At 58.2% G+C, this 17,889-nt stretch carries 20 protein-coding genes and 1 tRNA gene; 9 read left to right on the top strand and 12 right to left on the bottom strand.

What is annotated here, in order from left to right:
* Window positions 1-11 precede the first annotated feature (11 nt).
* The 5 genes from MPN23_RS09000 to MPN23_RS09020 are packed head-to-tail and all read right to left on the bottom strand — an operon-like array spanning window position 12 to window position 5,024.
* Window positions 12-1,628: a DNA repair protein RecN gene (locus tag MPN23_RS09000; RefSeq protein WP_243543879.1), complete on the bottom strand. Its 1,617-nt coding sequence runs from the start codon at window positions 1,626-1,628 to the stop codon at window positions 12-14.
* Window positions 1,629-1,652: 24 nt separating this feature from the next.
* Window positions 1,653-2,702, bottom strand: coding sequence for an alginate lyase family protein (locus MPN23_RS09005; protein WP_243543880.1), 1,050 nt, complete (start codon window positions 2,700-2,702; stop codon window positions 1,653-1,655).
* Between the two features lie 5 nt (window positions 2,703-2,707).
* Entirely contained in the window at window positions 2,708-3,190 is a 483-nt protein-coding gene (locus MPN23_RS09010; protein ID WP_243543881.1) for a GNAT family N-acetyltransferase, read from the bottom strand.
* Entirely contained in the window at window positions 3,187-4,029 is an 843-nt protein-coding gene (locus MPN23_RS09015; RefSeq protein WP_243543882.1) for an ABC transporter permease, read from the bottom strand. The genes MPN23_RS09010 and MPN23_RS09015 overlap by 4 nt, the downstream gene beginning before the upstream one ends.
* Entirely contained in the window at window positions 4,026-5,024 is a 999-nt protein-coding gene (locus tag MPN23_RS09020) for an ABC transporter permease (protein WP_243543883.1), read from the bottom strand. Before MPN23_RS09020 ends, MPN23_RS09015 begins: the two co-directional genes overlap by 4 nt.
* Before the next feature lie 161 nt (window positions 5,025-5,185).
* Between MPN23_RS09020 and MPN23_RS09025 the strand changes: the two genes are divergently transcribed.
* Window positions 5,186-5,261: transfer RNA gene (locus tag MPN23_RS09025), tRNA-Ala, on the top strand.
* A 393-nt stretch (window positions 5,262-5,654) separates the two neighbouring features.
* Here the strand turns inward: MPN23_RS09025 and MPN23_RS09030 are convergent.
* From MPN23_RS09030 to MPN23_RS09045, 4 genes are all read right to left on the bottom strand, one after another.
* On the bottom strand, window positions 5,655-5,960 hold the full coding sequence (locus tag MPN23_RS09030) for a type II toxin-antitoxin system RelE/ParE family toxin (protein ID WP_243543884.1): 306 nt from the start codon (window positions 5,958-5,960) through the stop codon (window positions 5,655-5,657).
* On the bottom strand, window positions 5,947-6,189 hold the full coding sequence (locus MPN23_RS09035; protein WP_243543885.1) for a CopG family ribbon-helix-helix protein: 243 nt from the start codon (window positions 6,187-6,189) through the stop codon (window positions 5,947-5,949). The genes MPN23_RS09030 and MPN23_RS09035 overlap by 14 nt, the downstream gene beginning before the upstream one ends.
* A gap of 376 nt (window positions 6,190-6,565) precedes the next feature.
* The gene (locus MPN23_RS09040) at window positions 6,566-6,922 is read right to left on the bottom strand and encodes a hypothetical protein (RefSeq protein ID WP_243543886.1); all 357 of its coding nucleotides are present in this window, start codon (window positions 6,920-6,922) and stop codon (window positions 6,566-6,568) included.
* Window positions 6,923-7,467: 545 nt separating this feature from the next.
* Window positions 7,468-7,698 (bottom strand): hypothetical protein, encoded by a 231-nt coding sequence (locus MPN23_RS09045; protein WP_243547423.1) that lies wholly within the window; start codon window positions 7,696-7,698, stop codon window positions 7,468-7,470.
* Here MPN23_RS09045 and purT point away from each other — a divergent pair.
* Window positions 7,676-8,857, top strand: a complete 1,182-nt coding sequence (purT, locus tag MPN23_RS09050; RefSeq protein WP_243543887.1) for a formate-dependent phosphoribosylglycinamide formyltransferase — start codon at window positions 7,676-7,678, stop codon at window positions 8,855-8,857. The two genes, MPN23_RS09045 and purT, sit on opposite strands and share 23 nt — an antisense overlap.
* Window positions 8,858-9,057: 200 nt before the next feature.
* The gene (gene caiE / locus MPN23_RS09055; RefSeq protein WP_243543888.1) at window positions 9,058-9,654 is read left to right on the top strand and encodes a carnitine operon protein CaiE; all 597 of its coding nucleotides are present in this window, start codon (window positions 9,058-9,060) and stop codon (window positions 9,652-9,654) included.
* A 99-nt stretch (window positions 9,655-9,753) separates the two neighbouring features.
* Here the strand turns inward: caiE and MPN23_RS09060 are convergent, their stop codons facing one another.
* Window positions 9,754-10,155: a VOC family protein gene (locus MPN23_RS09060; RefSeq protein ID WP_243543889.1), complete on the bottom strand. Its 402-nt coding sequence runs from the start codon at window positions 10,153-10,155 to the stop codon at window positions 9,754-9,756.
* 331 nt (window positions 10,156-10,486) lie between these two features.
* Between MPN23_RS09060 and MPN23_RS09065 the strand changes: the two genes are divergently transcribed.
* From MPN23_RS09065 to MPN23_RS09090, 6 genes are all read left to right on the top strand, one after another.
* Window positions 10,487-11,632, top strand: coding sequence for an amino acid permease (locus MPN23_RS09065; RefSeq protein WP_243543890.1), 1,146 nt, complete (start codon window positions 10,487-10,489; stop codon window positions 11,630-11,632).
* Window positions 11,633-11,982: 350 nt separating this feature from the next.
* Window positions 11,983-12,576 (top strand): MarC family protein, encoded by a 594-nt coding sequence (locus MPN23_RS09070; protein WP_243543891.1) that lies wholly within the window; start codon window positions 11,983-11,985, stop codon window positions 12,574-12,576.
* Between the two features lie 92 nt (window positions 12,577-12,668).
* Entirely contained in the window at window positions 12,669-13,451 is a 783-nt protein-coding gene (locus MPN23_RS09075) for a substrate-binding periplasmic protein (RefSeq protein WP_243543892.1), read from the top strand.
* Between the two features lie 43 nt (window positions 13,452-13,494).
* Window positions 13,495-14,265 (top strand): acyl-[acyl-carrier-protein] thioesterase, encoded by a 771-nt coding sequence (locus tag MPN23_RS09080; RefSeq protein WP_243543893.1) that lies wholly within the window; start codon window positions 13,495-13,497, stop codon window positions 14,263-14,265.
* Window positions 14,247-14,684 carry a GNAT family N-acetyltransferase gene (locus tag MPN23_RS09085; protein ID WP_243543894.1) on the top strand — a complete coding sequence of 146 codons (438 nt, stop codon included), beginning with the start codon at window positions 14,247-14,249 and terminating at the stop codon, window positions 14,682-14,684. Before MPN23_RS09080 ends, MPN23_RS09085 begins: the two co-directional genes overlap by 19 nt.
* A 61-nt stretch (window positions 14,685-14,745) precedes the next feature.
* Window positions 14,746-15,588, top strand: a complete 843-nt coding sequence (locus tag MPN23_RS09090; protein WP_243543895.1) for a transporter substrate-binding domain-containing protein — start codon at window positions 14,746-14,748, stop codon at window positions 15,586-15,588.
* 10 nt (window positions 15,589-15,598) lie between these two features.
* Here the strand turns inward: MPN23_RS09090 and MPN23_RS09095 are convergent, their stop codons facing one another.
* Together MPN23_RS09095 and MPN23_RS09100 are read right to left on the bottom strand one after the other, a co-directional pair.
* Window positions 15,599-16,615, bottom strand: a complete 1,017-nt coding sequence (locus MPN23_RS09095; RefSeq protein WP_243543896.1) for an HD-GYP domain-containing protein — start codon at window positions 16,613-16,615, stop codon at window positions 15,599-15,601.
* An 81-nt stretch (window positions 16,616-16,696) separates the two neighbouring features.
* On the bottom strand, window positions 16,697-17,857 hold the full coding sequence (locus MPN23_RS09100) for an MFS transporter (RefSeq protein ID WP_243543897.1): 1,161 nt from the start codon (window positions 17,855-17,857) through the stop codon (window positions 16,697-16,699).
* Window positions 17,858-17,889: the final 32 nt, after the last annotated feature.

Here is a 17,889-nt window from a genome sequence, read left to right on the forward strand (position 1 = left end):
GGGCAAGCCGACTATTTCAGCAGTTTTTCGGCCAATGCGCGGCCCTGCTCCCCGCCTCCGGCCATGCGCGACAGCTCCTCGCCGATGCGCTCTCCTTCCAGCCGTTCGCAGCGGGTGTAGGTCTCGGCGTCCACCACTTCCTTGAGAATGCGAAAATGGCGGTCGGCCTGTCCGGCAAGCTGGGGCCAGTGGGTGATGAGCAGCATCTGCTGCCGATCGGCCAGTGTGCGCAACTTCCTTGCCACGGCTCCCAGAGTCATGCCGCCAATGCCCGCGTCCACTTCGTCGAAGATCAGGGTGGGCAGGGCATCCGGGTCCTGACCGGACGCGCCGCGAAGCGTGACCAGCGCGAGCAGGAACCGGGAAAGTTCACCGCCGGACGCGATCTTGTCCAGAGGCTGGGCAGGCTGGCCCGGGTTGGGAATCCACATGAGCCTGCCGCGCATGTCCTCCAGCCCGGGATAAATCTCACGCGGGTCGAACTCGAACAGCACCTTGACGTGCTCGGAAAAGCCCAGATCGGCGAGCTCATCCACGATGTGAATGGAAAGCTCCCTGGCCGCCTTTTTCCGTGCCTTGTTCAGTTCCACCAGCACCGCGCCCAGTTTTCTGGCAGCCGCTTCCTCTTCCTTGCCCAGCGCCTTGATGTCCAGTGCACAGGCATCCAGAAAGGACAGGGATTCGTCGATCTCGTCCTTGAGCCGCACGATTTCGTTCAGACCGCGACGCAACTTCCGCTTGAGCTGGGCCAGATCGAACAGCCGGGATTCGATGCGGTCCAGCGACATGCCGTCGCGCGGCTCGCCAAGATCGTCCGGTCCCTTGCGCAGCCGGTTTTCAAGATCGTGCAGCCGGATGCGGAATTCCTCCACGGCCGCGCCATCCTCCTCGTACTCCGGGAACATGCGCGCAATGATGCCCAGCTCCCGGGAAAGCAGGGACAAGCTGTCCAGCATGTTCGCATCGCCGTGAATGCAGTCAAGGGCACTGCGCAGGCACTCGCCCGCGCGTTCGCGCTCCTTGATCACGCCCTTGCGCTCCTCAAGGTCATCTTCCTCGTCGAGCTGCGGATCGACCCGGGCGATCTCCTTTTTCTGGTACTCCAGAAATTCGCGCTGCTTTTCGATGTCCTCACACTTTTCCAGCAGCTTGCGCTTGCGCTCCAGCACCTCATTGACTGCAGCCAGAGCCTCGGCACGCCGCTTCAGCAGGGACTGATCCGGCAGAAAGGAATCAAGAATCTCGGCCTGAAACGCCGGGGACATCAGCTTCTGCTGGCCGTGCTGGGAAGTATGGATGACCAGCCGGGACCGCAGATTGCGGATGGCAGTCTGGGAACTCAGGGTATCGTTGATGTACACACGGCTACGGCCCGTGTCCGCGGACAGCTCGCGCCGCACCACGGTTTCGCCCTCGGGCAACACGAAAAGCGCCTCGACCGAGGCCTTATCCTTGCCCGGACGCACAAGTTTCCTGTCCATGCGTTCGCCGAGCAGAAAATCCACGGCGCGCATGATGAACGACTTGCCCGCTCCGGTTTCGCCGGTCAGGGTGTTCATGCCTGTGGAAAATTCCAGTTCCACGTCCTCGATGAGCGCAAGATCACGAATGCGCAACAGTTCCAGCATGTTCTTGCCGTCCTTGAAAGGCTGCTAATAGGCCAGATGGGTCAGGTTCCGGTCGCTCGCTTCCAGAAGAATCGCGTCCGGGAAATTCAGGTACCGCTCATGACCATACACCAGCGCGGCCCGGCGGAAAAGCCCGGCGACAGCCCGGGACGGAAATTTCCCGGCCAGCCCCGGCAGGCCTTGGCCCTCCTTGGTTGACGAGCTTTCGGCATGATCCAGAGCCGCCCGGAACGTGCCCCGGCCCGGCAGCGCCATGTCCCATGCATTCACGCCGCAGGACTCGGCCACGCAGAACAGCGCGCCCATGCCCGCCAGTTCCCGCAGATCATCGGCCTCGAATTCGCTGCCCAGACTTCCATCGGGATTGATGCGTTCCAGAGCCACGACCACGCCTTGGGAAACAAGAGCTTCCGCCTCGGAATTCCGTCCGGCGCACACGGCCAGCATCCCGGCCAGCGCGTCGAGCCACGCCCGCTCCCCGGGTACGGCTTCTGCCAGCTTTGGTTCCAGCCAGTCCAGAAACGCGCCGCACCACGAGCCCAGCCTGCGCTGGTCCGCGTCGGTCCATGCCTGCGAGGATCGAATCAGCCGGGCCGCGTCCAGCGTGCGCATGATCGCGTCCGCCTCCTCCGGGTCGGGCAGCGCGTCCATGCGCGGGATCATGCGGGTCAGGGAGTCCAGATACCACGCCCAGAGCAGCCCCGACGCCTTGCCTGCGGCCTGTTCGTCCCGGGCAAGCCAATGGACAAGTGCCAGTATCTCCACGCTGTCAGCCAGCGCCAGCAGCCCGGGCCTGTCAGCATCATGTTCATAGGCATGCGGTTCCACGGCCGCACTCCCCTGCAAGACCACGGCCCGAGCCGGAGCGCGCATGGCGCGAACGCGGTCGGACAGAAGCCCTTTCCACGCAGACAGAGACGGATTTTCACGCACCGCAAGTCGCGAGGATTCCAGCACGACAGGAGACACCCGGATCGTACCCGGCCCGTCAGCCCGGCACAGGCCCGGAATCGCGATCACCGCGCACAGGACAAGGACGGCAATGCGAACCAGCTCTGTCCCGCGCCCAGTCATTGCGTCTATTTCCTCTTGAGCATCTTGACCAGCGTGAGCACCGTGACCGGACCTCCGGCAACATCGGTGGACGGAAAGGACGAGGTCTTGCGGTAGCGACGTTTCCCGTAGAAGGCCAACGCCTTTTCATTGGGCTCGTAGCAGTACAGGGTCGCGGTGGGAAACCGCTTTTCCCGAATGCGCTCCTCGGCATGATCCAGCAGTGCGGAGCCAACGCCCCTGCCCATGTCGTCCGGATGCACCCAGAGTTCGTTGACCGTATTGTCCTGATACATCACGAACCCGCAGATGCGGCCCATGATCTCGGCCACGGCCACGGAATTCCAGCCGGACCGCGCCACCTTGGCCGCCCGGTTTTCATCGAAAAATTCCCGGACATACTGTTCGGGCATGAAATGGGCATAGGAAGCCTCGAACGAGGCGCGCATGATTTCCTCGATGGCGAAAACATCGAACTCGGACGCTTCGCGCACATGAATGTCGCTCATTGTTTCAACCTCGGATCAAGCAGGTCCCTGAGCGATTCGCCCAGCAGATTGTATCCCAGCACGGTGAAGAGAATGGCCAGCCCCGGAAACACGGACAGCCACCAGGCAATGCCCAGCACTTCCTTGCCCTCCATGAGCATGTTGCCCCACGACGCGTCCGGCGGCTGCACGCCCAGCCCCAGAAAGGACAGGGACGACTCCACCAGAATGGCCCCGGCAACGCCGAGCGTGGCGGACACCAGCACCGGGGCCACGGCATTGGGCAGGATGTGGCGCAGGATGATGCGCGCGGGTCCGGCCCCGGCAGCTCGGGCCGCCAGCACATAGTCCCGTTCGCGGATGGACAGGGTTTCCGCACGCACCAGCCGGGCCACGCCCATCCATCCGGTCAGGCCGATGACAACCATGATGTTGGTCAGACTCGGTTCCAGAAAGGCAATGACCGCGAGTATGAGAAAAAAGGATGGAAAGCAGAGCATGATGTCCACCAGTCGCATGATCACCTCGTCCGCCAGCCTGCCGAAATATCCGGCCACAAGGCCCAGAAACAGCCCGATGGACGTGGCAATGCCCACGGCAACGAACCCGACCCACAGGGACACGCGGCCACCGAACAGGATGCGGGAAAACACGTCCCGGCCCAGTGCGTCCGTGCCCATGAGATGATCCGGACCGGGCGCGGCCAGCAGCGCATTCACATCGATGACATTGGGATCGTACGGCGCGACATACGGAGCCAGCAATGCGGCCAGACTCATCACGCCCACGATGACCAGCCCGATGATGAGCAGGGCGTGACGCGACCACGGCGATTGTCGCTTCAACGGACGGCGTTTCATGACCGCCTCCCGCTGCCCACGCGGATGCGCGGATCGGCCAGCCCGTAGCCGAGGTCGGCCAGCATGTTCCCGGCCAGAGTAAGCACGGCCCCGAGCACCAGACTGCCCATGATGAGCGGATAATCGCGCGCCATGACAGCCTGATAGAAGAGCTGGCCCAGTCCGGGCAGGGCAAATATGGATTCGATGATCACGGACCCGCCGATCAGGGACGGCACGGACAGGCCCAGAATAGTGATGACCGGCATGAGCGCATTGCGCAGCGCGTGCTTGAACAGCACGGTGCGGCTGTGCAATCCCTTGGCCCGCGCAGTCATGATGAAGTCCTGCCGCAGCACTTCCAGCATGCTGGAACGCATGAACCGGGACATCCCGGCCCAGCTTCCGGATGTATAGATGAATATGGGCAGAATCAGATGTTTTGCCAGATCCCAGAATTTCTGCACCGGAGACATGTGCTCGTAGCCAAGCGAGGTCAGTCCGGAGATGGGCAGCACGGGCCAGTGGATGCCGAGCCAGAGCATGAGCAGGAGCGCGAGCCAGAACCCGGGCATGGCGAACCCGATGAACACCACCACCGTGGATATTCGATCGAACGCCCCGCCCCGCCACCATGCCGAGGCCACGCCCACGGGCACGGCAATGAGCAGGGTCAGAATCAGGGAGGCCACGTTCATGCCGAAGGTCAGGGGCAGCCGTTCGCGAATCTTGTCCCACACGGGCCGATGGTCTCCGGACATGGACTGCCCGAAATCCAGTTTTGCCAGCCGCTGGAGCCAGTCCCAGTATTGGACGTGCAGGGGCTTGTCCAGTCCGTACAGCTTTTCGAGCTGCAACCGCGCCTCTGCCCCGGCCTCGGGATTCAGGGTGGTCTGCAAGTCCGTGGGAGAGCCCGGAGCCAGATGAATGACCCAGAAACTGATGACCGTGATGCCCAGAAAGACCACGATCATCCAGAGCATCTTGACGGCTATGCGTTTGAAAATCGGCCCCATGTTACCCCGCTGTTTCTCGCTCCGATCGGGACATTCCCAACCGTGCGTATTTCTTACGACAAGAAAACATCCGAATCAATCTTCCCGAAATTTTCACTTTTTTCATCTTCCCTGTTGACATCCGCCAGCCGCTTGTATAAACACTGACTTCCCAACGACGTGGGGCTGTAGCTCAGTTGGGAGAGCGCTTGAATGGCATTCAAGAGGTCGTGGGTTCGATTCCCTCCAGCTCCACCACTTTGATATTGAAAAGGCCCGGTCAGTGAAAACTGACCGGGCCTTTTTCGTTTGGTGGTCGACCATTTGACCAACCTGCTGTTGACCAAAGCATTTGATATCACTGATTAATGATGTGTATAAGCTGTGTTTGAGAAAAGATTGGTTTTAGTCTGTGCTTGTTGAATAAGCTTGGTGCCTTAATTTGAAGGAACACGGCAGACGTTGGCGAGTAGTGTCGCCACGACAATGCTGGTGCATATCGCTGCGTTCTCAAGAGGGGCGTATGCTCGAGTTGAATAGGCGCTAACAAGAACAGCAAATAGCATCATTCCATGCATTGTTTGAAAACATTTTCAATTTTTCCATTCAATTTCAGGCAGTTGCATCAAGGAATAGCTCGTATTTTTGTTTTTAAAAATGTTCGTTCCGGATGTTGCCCGTCCACAGCTTCGACGTATGCATGACTCGCAACAGATTAACCACATCCCGCTGCACCTGATAAACCAGAAAATAAGGAATATGAGGGATGACCAGTTCTCTGGTGTCTTTCAGCAGTCCTGCCCGACCTGCGTGAGGGAACGTGCGGAGCGTGCCAGTCGCCTTGTGGATTTTGGCAACCAGCATTTTGCCGACACCCGGTTCTCCCTGTTTTCGGAAATAATCCATCAGGTCTGTCAGGTCTGCATAAGCGGACTCGGTCCACTTAATCGAGTTCAACGCCGAGTCCTTTCAGTTTGTCGGCGACTTCCTCATGGGAAAAGACTCGACCAGCTTCAACGTCATCCAGTCCTTTTTGGACCTCAGCTGAGTACCAAGTCAGGTATTCAAGATAGTGATTCACTGCATTCTTAATCAAACCGGATCGGGTTTGGCCTAAGGCATGGACTGCCTCATCCAACCGTTCCAGGGTGGCGGTATCAAATCGTGTGCTTACCATTGCGGGCATATTGATTCCTCCTGTATGACATAGTGTATGTCGCTGGCGTGAAAATGTCCAGCGTGAGCCAATGAATCTTGTTTGAACAACGGGAAGCATCAAATTTTTTAACACCACCCTCAAATCACCGGCCTTGGGTAAACTTCTTGAAAAAAATCAACAGATTCAAATGATTGGATAGTCCTCCTCATGCATGGCATTCAAGAGATCGTCCTCCAGCTCCACCACAGAATATTAAAGGCTTAGAAGGTTTTCCTTCTAAGCCTTTTTTTCGTATGGATAACCGTTCGAATAACATTTCCGGTTAACCTGGATTTGCGAGATTCCGTTGGGGGGGCTTGGGTTTTCTTGCCCCCCCCCTTATCACTTGTGAGGCACTCCCGTATCATGCGTATACATTCGAAATTGCGGCGTAAGCCTCTTCCTGCGCCTCCTTCTGTGCTTTTCTGACATTCAACGCACCATTTTGAATAGAATGCTTAACCCTTCGGTAAGTCTCAAAATCTGAAAGCGTGATTCCGGCTTTGGTCAATTGCTCCTTTATAAGGGTTTGAGCGGTGTGCTCGTCATACCTATCCACGAGCTTGTTGTACTCGTAGTTCTCAAGACACTCGCGAGCTGTCCCTAATACGCCCATACTTTCCTCCTTATGATTTAGGTGTGTGGTGGGCCTTCTATTTTTGATAAGAATTTCGGACTCTTTCCAGTTTGGTCCTCCCATGGGGTGTTTCATGGTCGCCATCAATAATCTCGTACTCGTGGCCTTTCAGAACAGGCTCCAGACGATCTTCCTTGAATTTTTGCAGGGAGGCCCCCTTGTCCATCGCCCGTTTGTAGTTGTAGTCGCCGATTTCCTCGTTACGAGGGGCTCGGATAGTTACCATGACCCCCCCCTTTTTCCCAGATCTTCGCTTCTACCTCAGCTACTTTTGACATATCTTCTCCTTATTTTTTACTTGTCTTTGACTTATTTTCTCTTTGGATATGCCTCTCATTGTGGATTGTCAACGCCTTGGTGCGTGTTTGCTGTTACGGTAAGTGTTAGCTTGTGGGTGGATGTTCGGCCCAAATGGGATACACGAAAACTCTGACAACGACGTGCCATCGATTTTTTCAGAGTGGACAATAAGTCCTCAATAGATTCAGATTTTGGTCAACCATCCGGTCAACCAAACGAATTCAACACACCTCCAACATCACTAATTTTCTGTTTATATCAAAATATTTCAAAACATAATCGCCAGTTCCGCGTGCATGCCACCCAAGAAGTCGCGGGTTCGATTCCCTTCAGCTCCACCACTTTTTCGTTTGGTGGTCGACCTGATGCAAGTCGCCATTCGAAATGAGAAAATTGGCCGTTCGAAATAAAAAATTTTGCGAGGCGACTTGCAGCCTTTGAATAAAACGCTCACCCAATCCTTTCATTTCCGAAGGAAATTTGGCATAGAGCTTTCCTGTTTCAAGCTTGATTTCAATCAATTCAGAGGGATTCAACATGACGATATTGGGAACGGCCAAAACGGCGTCTGCAAGGAAAATGATGCTTCTTGGTGGTGGCGAACTGGGCAAGGAAGTCGTGATCGAGGCGCAGCGGCTTGGCGTTGAGGTCATTGTGGTTGACCGCTATGAAGACACCCCTGCCATGCAGGTGGCGCACCGCTCCTACACCATGTCCATGCTGGATGGCGATGCGCTGCGTCGGGTCATCATGGAGGAAAAGCCGGACTACATTGTGCCCGAAATCGAGGCCATTGCCACGTCCACTCTGGTCGAGCTTGAAAAGGAGGGATTCAATGTCGTCCCCAATGCCAATGCGACCAGATTGACAATGGATCGTGAAGGCATTCGGCGTCTTGCAGCCGAAAAGGTCGGCCTGACCACATCCCCCTACCGCTTCGCCGACACGGAAGAGGAATACCGGGCGGCAGTGGCTGAAATCGGCATCCCATGCGTGATCAAGCCCGTGATGAGCTCTTCCGGAAAGGGACAGTCCGTTGTCAAAAGCGAGGCTGACATCCACAAGGCATGGGAATATTCCCAGTCCGGCGGCCGAACGGGTGAAGGGCGCATCATCATCGAGAAATTCATTCCCTTTGACTACGAGATCACCCTGTTGACCGTGCGTCACATTGATGGAACGACGTTTTGCGAGCCGATCGGGCACAGACAGGAAAACGGGGATTACCGCGAATCATGGCAGCCGCAACCCATGAGTGAAGCAGCCCTTGCCAAAGCTCGGGACTATGCACGCAGGATCACGGACGCCCTGGGTGGACGCGGCATTTTCGGGGTCGAACTTTTTGTCAAGGATGACGACATCATCTTCAGTGAGGTTTCCCCGCGCCCTCACGACACGGGACTGGTGACGGTCATCTCGCAGGACCTGAGTGAATTTGCCCTGCATGCAAGGGCCATTCTGGGCTTGCCGATCCCGAATATCCGTCAATACGGAGCCGCCGCTTCGAGCGTGATTCTCTCCAACGGCACATCGGACAAGCCCTCCTTTGCTGGCGTTGACGACGCGCTTCGCGAGGCAGACACAAAGGTTCTGATTTTCGGAAAGGGCGAATGCGCCGGAGTCCGTCGTCTTGGTGTTGCCCTGGCCCTTGCCGACGACGTTGAAAGCGCCGTGGAAAAAGCAAAAAGAGTTTCTTCTGCTGTAACGGTTTCGCATTAGTACAAACATTCCCCTCCCACTCCACCTCTTTGGTATCGAAGAGGCCCGGTCAGTGAAAAACTGACCGGGCCTTTTTTCGCTCTCAATCAACTCCCCCCTTCCACGCCGATATAAAAATCATGATTGAATTTTGAACATGATCATGCAAATCTGTCCTCCGTTTTCCGAACCTCACTTGCAACATCAAAAGGACTGATCATATGCCTTGTTATGAATTCGAAGGATTGGTGCCGGTGGTTCATCCCACCGCGTATGTTCACCCCACTGCCGTACTCATCGGCGACGTGATTGTCGGCGAGGGCGTGTATATCGGCCCCTGCGCCTCTCTGCGCGGCGACTATGGCCGCCTGATCGTGAAACAGGGGTCCAATGTGCAGGACGGCTGCATCATGCACGGCTATTGCGACGTGGATACCATTGTCGAGGAAAACGTGTCCGTGGGGCACGGGGCCATTCTGCACGGATGCGTTATCAGGCGGAATTGCCTGATCGGCATGAATTCCGTGGTCATGGACGGAGCCGAAATCGGCGAGGAAAGCATTGTCGCGGCCATGAGCTTTGTAAAGGCGGCCTTCAAGGGAAGCCCCCGGCAGTTGCTGGTCGGCTCCCCGGCCAGGGAACTGCGACAGGTAACGGATCAGGACATGCACTGGCACGGCCTGAACATCCGCGAATATCAGGCTCTGCCCGACCGCTGCGCACGCGCCATCAAGGAAGTGCAGCCCCTTGCCGAGCCCGAAACCGACCGTCCCCATCTGGCTGGCGTCACCGACGTGCAACCCAAGCCGGAAAAATGATTTTCCGAACTCCTCCCACGGAAACAAAAATCGGGCCCGGTCAAATCCTGTTGACCGGGCCCGACGTGATTCAAGGTATTTCCACCTGCAATCTGAAACCTACTCTCCATCCTCTTCCTGAAACGTGATGAGATTCAGCGGCACGCCCTGCGGATCCCTGATCACGCAAAATCGTCCGACATTGGGAATGTCCGTGGGCGGCAGGACGACTTCTCCGCCGAATTCCCGAACCTGTCTGGCGGACTCATCAACATCATCAACAGTGACGTACGAATCCCAGCAGGGCATGACGTCCCCGGGGACGTTCCCCTCCTTGAGCATCATGCCCGCAACCCAGCTCTTTCCCTTGAACACGGCAAGATAGGGATTTCCGTAAATCGTCTTTGTTTCGACAAAACTCCAGCCGAACAACTTGCCGTAGAATTCCCTTGCAGCCGGCAAATCCGTAGTGATCAGCTCGTTCATGCTGAACACCCCATGGGTCTTGAAACGCTCCTCCACTTCATTCCTCCTTCTGAAAAAAGGCAAACAGGCCACCCAAGCCGTCCTCACGCAACCGATTGCAGTCATGATATCCATAATCGATCCACACCGTATCGACCAGCTGAAACCAATCCTTCCAGCTCCGCCCAAACGTCCGGCTTTCCCCTTGACTCAGCATATTCCCTTGAATAGGTAGTGCCCCGGAAGAGATTGATCTGGTTGTATCGAATCAAGGGGTGCCTAACACCGTCAATTCTAATTTGGACGCTCTCTTCTGCGCGAATCCGCGTGCTTTTTCGCAAAAGCACGCTTTTTTCGCTTGTTCCCCACCAAACAGAGGAGAGTCATCTTGGACGGCAAACATATCGGCGCGATCAGCGTGGTCGCGGGAACCGCAATCGGCGCGGGCATGCTCGGACTGCCCATGACCATCGGCAGCCTCGGGTTCTTCACGGGCGCGGCCGTGCTGGTCTTCATGTGGTGCGTGGCCACCTTCTCCGCGCTCATGCTGCTGGAAATCAATCTGGAATTCGGCAAGGGCGTCAATCTCAACCACATGACCCGGAAAATTCTGGGACGCCCCGGCCAGATCGTCGGCACGGGCAGCGTGTTCTTTCTCCTCTATTGCCTGCTTGTGGCGTATCTCACGGGCATGGGCGACCTGATCTCCGGCGCACTGGACATCGATGCCCGCATCGGCACCGCCGTGTTCGCCCTTGTCAGCGGCATCATTCTGTATTCCGGCATGAATGTCGTGGTCATGGCCAACAAGGGGCTGTTCTTCTCCATGTTCGCGGCCATGGCCATCTGCTTTGCGACGCTCGGCGAACACGTCAATCCGGCAAACCTCACGCTGGGCGCGCCCACGGCCAAGGCTCTGATCGTCACCTTTCCCGTGCTCATCACGTCCTTCGGCTACCATGTCTGCATCCCGAGCATCGTGACCTTCATCGGCGAGGATCGGAAGGCCCTGATCCGTATCCTCATGATCGGCGGCGCGCTCCCGAGCATCTGCTACATCGTGTGGCTCCTGCTCTCCCTCGGCAGCACCACCCCGGACCAGCTTGCGGGCATGGCCAATGTGGATGCGCTGGTCAAGGCCGTAAGCGGAGATTCCCTCTGGGTCCGCACCGCCGTTTCCCTGTTCGCGGTGCTCGCCCTGATCACCTCGTTTCTGGGCGTGTCCCTGAGCCTGTTCGATCTGGTGGCCGAGACCTTCCATCGCAAAAACGACAGCAAAAGCCGCGTGGGCACCAGCCTGCTGGTTTTCGTGCCGCCTCTTGCCGCCTCCCTGCTCGCTCCGGACGGATTCATTGCGGCCCTGTCCCATGCCGGAGCCGCCTTCACCATCATTTCCATTCTCCTGCCCTGCATCATGGTCTGGAAGATGCGCTCGGCAGGCAGAAACACGAAATTCCGCGCCTTTGGCGGCCGCCCGGCCCTTGTGGCCTGCTTCATGTGCGGCATAGCCATCGTGACCGCCAACTATCTGTAGACGGCTTGCTCCTTCCCAAGACGCAAAAGCGTCCCGGCCTTTGACCGGGACGCTTTTTTATTGCGGTCGGGATGAACGGGGGGACACACAATCGAAAAAATCGTTACGCACATTTTTCTGCGGATTGTCCGACTTCCCCCCTGAAATCCCATGTCCCATCTCTTTTTTTTTCGAAAACGGAGCAGAAAAGAACACCTTTTGCCCGCTCGACTTCCGCATGTCCGCAAAACCCGCATGAAACAGCAGGACCGGCCACATGGAAAAAACCGGGTCCTCCATGCTAATGTAGTGGACAAGCGACACCAAACGCGTTACCCGCCACGGCCGAACCACTTGAAGGAGCATTCCGGATGATCAACCTGTTTGTCAGCCTGTACATAAAGCTGTTTTTTCTGCTGACCCCGTTTTTCGTACTCAGCGTGTTTCTTTCCATGACCAAGGACATGCCGCTCAAGGACCAGCACAAGCTGGCCGTGCGCGTGGTCATGGCCGTGGCGGTCATCTCGCTGATCCTGTATTTTGCAGGCAATGCGATCTTCGCCACGCTGGGCATCACGCTGGACGGCTTCCGCGTCGGTGCCGGAGCGCTCCTGTTCCTTTCTGCCGTGACTCTGGTCTCGGGCAAACGCACCGCGCCCCAGCCCGAGGACGAGGACGACATCGCCATCGTGCCTCTGGCCATCCCCATCACCGTGGGGCCGGCCACCATCGGTTCCCTGCTCATCCTTGGCGCGGAACTCGGGGACACCACGCACCGCCTGATCGGTTCGGCCTCGCTTCTGGCGGCCTGCATCACGGTGGGCATGCTCCTGTTTTCGGCCTCGGCCATCAAACGGGTCATCGGCAATCTCGGCATTTCCGTGCTGACAAAGATCACGGGGCTGGTGCTCTCCGCCCTTGCCGCGCAAATCATGTTCACCGGCATCAAGGGCTTTCTCGGGTAGCATTCCCGACAGGCGTACACGGGTTGCCAAACACGGCAGCCCCATCTATATTGGCTGACGGTTTCCGCTAACCCGTCAGCCAAGGTGCGCTCATGCCTCACACATTTTCCCGCAGACAGGCCCTGTCCCTGATATCCGGCGGTTTCGCGGCCTGCGCCATGTGCCCCGGCCTCGCCCTTGCCGAACCCAAGACCATGATCTTCAACTGGAACCGCCAGTTCGCCCCCTATTCCATGATGAAAGACGGACGGATTTCCGGCATTCTGGTGGACGCCATGAACGACATCGTCGGCAAACGCATGGGATTCGCCGTGGAACACCGCGCCTACGACTGGCCGGTTGCACAGGACCTGATTCGCGCTGCCAAGGGAGATGCCCTGTGCACGAATCCCACGGACGGACGCAAACAGTTCATGCTCTTTGCCGAGGAATCCGTGATTGAAAGTCTGGCCTCGGTCTTCTGGAACAGGGACAATCCCCGGAGCGAGGAAATCAGGGCCATCAGTTCCGTGAACGACCTGAACCGCTTCACCATGGTGGACTATCAGGGCAACGGCTGGGCCAGGCGCACGTTTCCGCCATCCCTGCGCGTCAACTGGCTGCCGGACATGGATACCGTGTTCACAACCATTCTGGACGGTGATGCCGACATTTTCGTGGGCAACGGATTCGCCGCGCTCTACGCCATGCAGGAACTCGGCATTCGCGACCGGTTCGCGGCCAGGGAACTGGCCGTGGGTGAACCGTCCTGCTTCAATTTCGGGTTGCGCCGCACGTTTCCGGAGGCGGAACAGGTCGTACGCGACTTCGAGGCGGCTCTTGACGAAGCTCAGCTCGACAACACCATCCGCGCCATCATAGACAAGTACCTGTAGCCACGATTCCCGAACACTCATGCATGACACGGAGATAGTTGCAATGACAACGAATGTGAACGATCCCCGGGTGCTGACGCATCCATATCAGGTAAAATCCTATGAAGCCGGGCCAGACGAAACCATTTCCCCGGCAGTGCTGTGCCGCCGATTCCAGCACGTGGCGACCTGCCATGCGGACCGTCACGGCTTCGGCTATCACGACCTGATCCGGCTGCGCCGGGCATGGGTTCTGGCCCGGCTCTACATGCAGATAGAGTGCCTGCCCGCCATTGACGAGCCCATGACCATCAGCACATGGCCCTCGGGCCACGACAGGCTGACCGCATCCCGGGAATTCCTGATCCATGATGCAAAGTCCGCGATCCCGGTCCGGGCCACCTCTTCGTGGGTGACGATCGACATGGATACGCGCCGCCCGGTTTCCCCGGCCGAACTCATTCCGGACGATGCGATCCCGGATATTTCCCCGGCCGCGAAGTTCCCTACCAGAGCCATCCCCCGGCTCAAGCAGGGCGACATCGGCTTCACGACCACGGCGCACGGGTTCGATCTGGACATCAACAACCACGTCAACAACGTGCGGCTCGTGGAATGGGCGCTGGAAGCGGTCCCCGAAGAATTGCGCAATTCCCGGAACTGCACCGCGCTGGATGTCCAGTTCCGGGCCGAATGCCCTCTGGGCGAGGAAGTGCTTTCCGAATACGCAATTCAGAAGCCGGAACAGGGAATCATCGTCGTCCTCCACAGCCTGAAGAGCCGAACTTCGGACCGGGAGCTCGTACGCATGAAGACATGGTGGACCGCACAATGAGCATCGACCTGCAATTCTCCCTCGACAACGTGAACTGGGAAGAGGCGTGCACGATATTCGAACGCGCGCCTCTGGGGACCAGAAAGCCGGACAGATTGCGCCGCACCTTCGAGAACAGCGATCTGGTCCTGTTTGCCCGGGATGGTGACAGGCTTGTGGGGCTGGCTCGTGCCCTGTCGGACGGGGTGGCAGGTTCGATCATCTACGACCTGTGCATTCTTCCGGAATATCAGGGAAAGGGACTAGGGAAACGCATGATGAAAGCCATGCTCGGCAGACTGAAATCGCGCAACGTGCTTCTGTACGCTGTGCCGGGCAAGGAAAAATTCTATGAACAATTCGGATTCCGGGTCATGACCACGGCCATGGGCCTGTTCGCGGACCCGGAAGCCGCGCGCAACAAGGGATACATCATCTGAAACGGTGTATAAATTCCTGCGGAAAATTGCCTGCAACCCGGATCCGGCATATTCAGGAAGAATGCAATCCCGATTCGCCCACCCGGGTCTGGCCGCCATGCTGATCCTGCTGTTCCTGTTTCCCGCAACAGGACAGGCCCGGTTCGAACGCATCGTCGTGGCCCATGACACGAACTACCCGCCGTTCTCCTATCTGGACGGCGGAGGCAACCCCACGGGACTTCTGATCGACCTCTGGCGCGCTTTCGGCAAGGCGAACAAGGTGGAGGTGGAATTCCGGCTGGCAACCTGGGGTGCATCCATCGACATGGTGCGAAACGGCCATGCCCACGTGCACGGCGGTCTTGTCCAGTCTCCGGAAAGAAGCCGAACCCTGATATTCGGGGAAAAAATAGAAAGCATTCCCGCACGCCTGTACCTTTCCGCAGGCATCAAGGGTCGGTACTCCCCGTCAAGAGCCCTGCGCATCGGCGTGATCGCCCAGAGCTATGAAGAGGAATACATGCGCACGACCTACCCGTCGCAAAAGCTGATTCCCCTTCTGAACAACAAGGCCTTGATCGAATCCGCAGCCAAAGGCTCTCTGGACGGTTTCGTGGCGGACGAACCAAGCGTGTCGCATATCATGAACGTGCTCAAGGTGACGGACCTGTTTCAGGGCAACATGCTTCTGTACACGCTTCCCCTCAAGTACGCGGTGGCCAAAAGAAACACCGAACTTCTCGAATTCCTGAATGCGGGATGGAGCCGCGTCCCCGAAGAGGAACGACGCCGACTCAGACGCAAATGGTATTCCTTTGCCAATGAAAAGAAACCGATCTTCGATCGAAACATCCTGCTTCTGGGCAGTGCGCTGATACTCCTTGCCCTGCTGCTGCGCCGAATCCTTCGCCAGCGGCAATGAGCGATCCGGTCTAATCCGCTTCGGAAACAACGCAGGCGGGATATCCCTGCTCCAGAAGACGCACCAGCGCCGCAACCATGCCCTGATCGTAGCGTCCGCCCTCCGCAGCCAGCTTCGCAGCGGCCTCGTGCACCACGCGCCCATCCCGATACGGCCGGTCCCCGATCATGGCGGAAAAGGAGTCGGCCACGGCGCAAAGCCGTCCGGCTCCGCCAATCTCCGTCCCGCGCAACCGATCCGGGTATCCCGAACCGTCCAGCCGCTCGTGATGCTGGGTCACGCATTGCAGAACGACCTCGTCCGACACATTGAGCCGTTGCAGTCTGCCCAGCCCCGCGTCAATGTGCTTCTCGATGGATTCCCTGTCCCGCCGCACCAGATAGGAGGTCTTGTCCGTGATGAAACGCGGCACCGCAGTCATGCCCAGATCGTGCAGAATCAATCCCAGACCGATGCGCACCAGTTCCATGCGCCCGGCATTGCCCGCAGACATCAGGCCGTACAGGGCCAGTCCGATGAACATGGTGTTCACGGAATGCACGGCAAGACCGTATTCCTTGTTCAGGGAACGGGTCAGGAATTCCACGCGACAGGGATTGACCCACAGATATTCGGCAAGAATGGACAGATCGCGTTCCAGCAGCCGAAGCGGCTCTTCCCGGGGCTGATCCAGAAAGGCTTCCATGCGCTCCCGAAACGCCAGAAAGAATATTTCGGCAACCTCGCGCGCGTCCAGCCCATCCTCCACCAGCACCAGTCCCAGTTTTCTGCTGAGATGTTCGGCATAGACCTGATAGTCGTCCCGCAGCAGAAACAGCAGGCCCTCGCGGGCGAATCCCGCCACCCGGGCCTGTGCTTCGATGCCCAGCCGTTTTCCTGCCCGATGCAATCGATCCACGCGGTTCAGGTCCGGCTTGAACACGTACAGGTCCACGGGCGGCCGAAAACGGGGAAAGCTCTCCAGTATGTTGGCGCTTATCTGCAAGTACACCTGGGAAAGGGACGTATCCGGAGAAAAATCGGTCATACGCACAACCTACCCGAAGGCCCGACTTTCCGTGAAGCCCCGGTCCCCGAAAAATAAAAGGCGTGTCATCCGCGAAAACGGCTACTCGTCCACGATGCGGAACATGGCCAGCCAGAAGATGATCAGGGCACAGACCAGACCACCCAGAAAAACCCCCTGCATGCCGAACAGGACGTAGATACCGCCCATGAGCACCGGAGCCACGGTCTGGGCAAGTCGCAGAAGCAGCCCGTTCGCGGCCATGAATGCGCCGCGCTGCTGCATGGGAGCCAGGGACGTGAGCAGGGTCATGACCAGAGGGATGTTCAGTCCCTGGGCCAGACCGAAGCAGATGACAGGAACGAATATCCAGATGAAGGACGGCACGTTGGGAATGCCGAGCATGCTCGCGCCGTAGAGCACGGCTGCGGTCATGAGCAGTTTGCGCGTACCGAACGCATGAGCCAGCCTGCCCAGACGGAACGAGGCCAGCCCGGTCAGAAAGGAGGCGGTCAGAAACACGAACCCGATGGCGGCCGAGGACAGGCCGTACCGCTCGTCCAGCAGAATGGGCATGTAGGTGATGAGCGGGCCGTACAGGATGACGAAGGTCAGGAACGTGGTGGCGAACAGACTCATGGCCTGACGCGTGGCCATGAGTCTGGCTGCGTTCCTGATGTAGTCGCTCAGCGCTTCGTGGCTCCTTGGTTCGGGCGCGTCCATTTTCAGGATCACGGCCAGTCCGAGGGGGATGGCCGTGGCGGGCAGCAGAAAGGGCCATTGCCAGCCGAGCATGGCAAGCAGACCGCCAACGCCCGGATACGCGGCCGTGCCCATGGCCAGAACGCTGGCATTGACGCCCATGGCCGCAGCGCGCTCCCTGCCCTCGTACAGGTCGCCAATGATGGTACCGTAGAGCACACCGAGCGGAGCCGCGCCCACGCCCTGAAAGAAACGCAGCCAGAGCAGGGTCTTGATGTCGGACGCAAAAAAGCAGGCCGTGCCGAAAATGCCGAACAGGAACAGGGACGGCACCAGAATGGCCTTGCGCCCGATCCGGTCGGCCAGAATGCCCACCAGCGGCGCGAGCAGCACCCCGGGCAGGGTAAAGGCGGAAATGACCCACCCGATGTGGGCCGGTCCGATATGCAGTCCCTCGATGATGTCGGGAAGAGCCGGGATGATGGAGGAGACGCCCATCACGGTCATGAGCGTGACCCCGAAGACGAACTGGAGATTCTTGTCGAGATAGAGTTTGCGCACCGGGACTCCTGTATTCGCGGGGTGTCTGGAAA

Origin of the sequence: Pseudodesulfovibrio tunisiensis (assembly GCF_022809775.1) — a bacterium.
Classification (GTDB): Bacteria; Desulfobacterota; Desulfovibrionia; order Desulfovibrionales; family Desulfovibrionaceae; genus Pseudodesulfovibrio; species Pseudodesulfovibrio tunisiensis.

Bases quoted from the DNA above. Each gene is read 5' to 3' on its own strand.
- MPN23_RS09090 (WP_243543895.1), top strand. From the start codon at position 14,746: ATGCAATCCCGATTCGCCCACCCGGGTCTGGCCGCCATGCTGATCCTG.
- purT (WP_243543887.1), top strand. From the start codon at position 7,676: ATGACGATATTGGGAACGGCCAAAACGGCGTCTGCAAGGAAAATGATG.
- caiE (WP_243543888.1), top strand. From the start codon at position 9,058: ATGCCTTGTTATGAATTCGAAGGATTGGTGCCGGTGGTTCATCCCACC.
- MPN23_RS09095 (WP_243543896.1), bottom strand. From the start codon at position 16,615: ATGACCGATTTTTCTCCGGATACGTCCCTTTCCCAGGTGTACTTGCAG.
- MPN23_RS09000 (WP_243543879.1), bottom strand. From the start codon at position 1,628: ATGCTGGAACTGTTGCGCATTCGTGATCTTGCGCTCATCGAGGACGTG.
- MPN23_RS09020 (WP_243543883.1), bottom strand. From the start codon at position 5,024: ATGGGGCCGATTTTCAAACGCATAGCCGTCAAGATGCTCTGGATGATC.
- MPN23_RS09080 (WP_243543893.1), top strand. From the start codon at position 13,495: ATGACAACGAATGTGAACGATCCCCGGGTGCTGACGCATCCATATCAG.
- MPN23_RS09075 (WP_243543892.1), top strand. From the start codon at position 12,669: ATGCCTCACACATTTTCCCGCAGACAGGCCCTGTCCCTGATATCCGGC.
- MPN23_RS09085 (WP_243543894.1), top strand. From the start codon at position 14,247: ATGGTGGACCGCACAATGAGCATCGACCTGCAATTCTCCCTCGACAAC.
- MPN23_RS09005 (WP_243543880.1), bottom strand. From the start codon at position 2,702: ATGACTGGGCGCGGGACAGAGCTGGTTCGCATTGCCGTCCTTGTCCTG.
- MPN23_RS09015 (WP_243543882.1), bottom strand. From the start codon at position 4,029: ATGAAACGCCGTCCGTTGAAGCGACAATCGCCGTGGTCGCGTCACGCC.
- MPN23_RS09070 (WP_243543891.1), top strand. From the start codon at position 11,983: ATGATCAACCTGTTTGTCAGCCTGTACATAAAGCTGTTTTTTCTGCTG.
- MPN23_RS09035 (WP_243543885.1), bottom strand. From the start codon at position 6,189: ATGCCCGCAATGGTAAGCACACGATTTGATACCGCCACCCTGGAACGG.
- MPN23_RS09040 (WP_243543886.1), bottom strand. From the start codon at position 6,922: ATGGCGACCATGAAACACCCCATGGGAGGACCAAACTGGAAAGAGTCC.
- MPN23_RS09010 (WP_243543881.1), bottom strand. From the start codon at position 3,190: ATGAGCGACATTCATGTGCGCGAAGCGTCCGAGTTCGATGTTTTCGCC.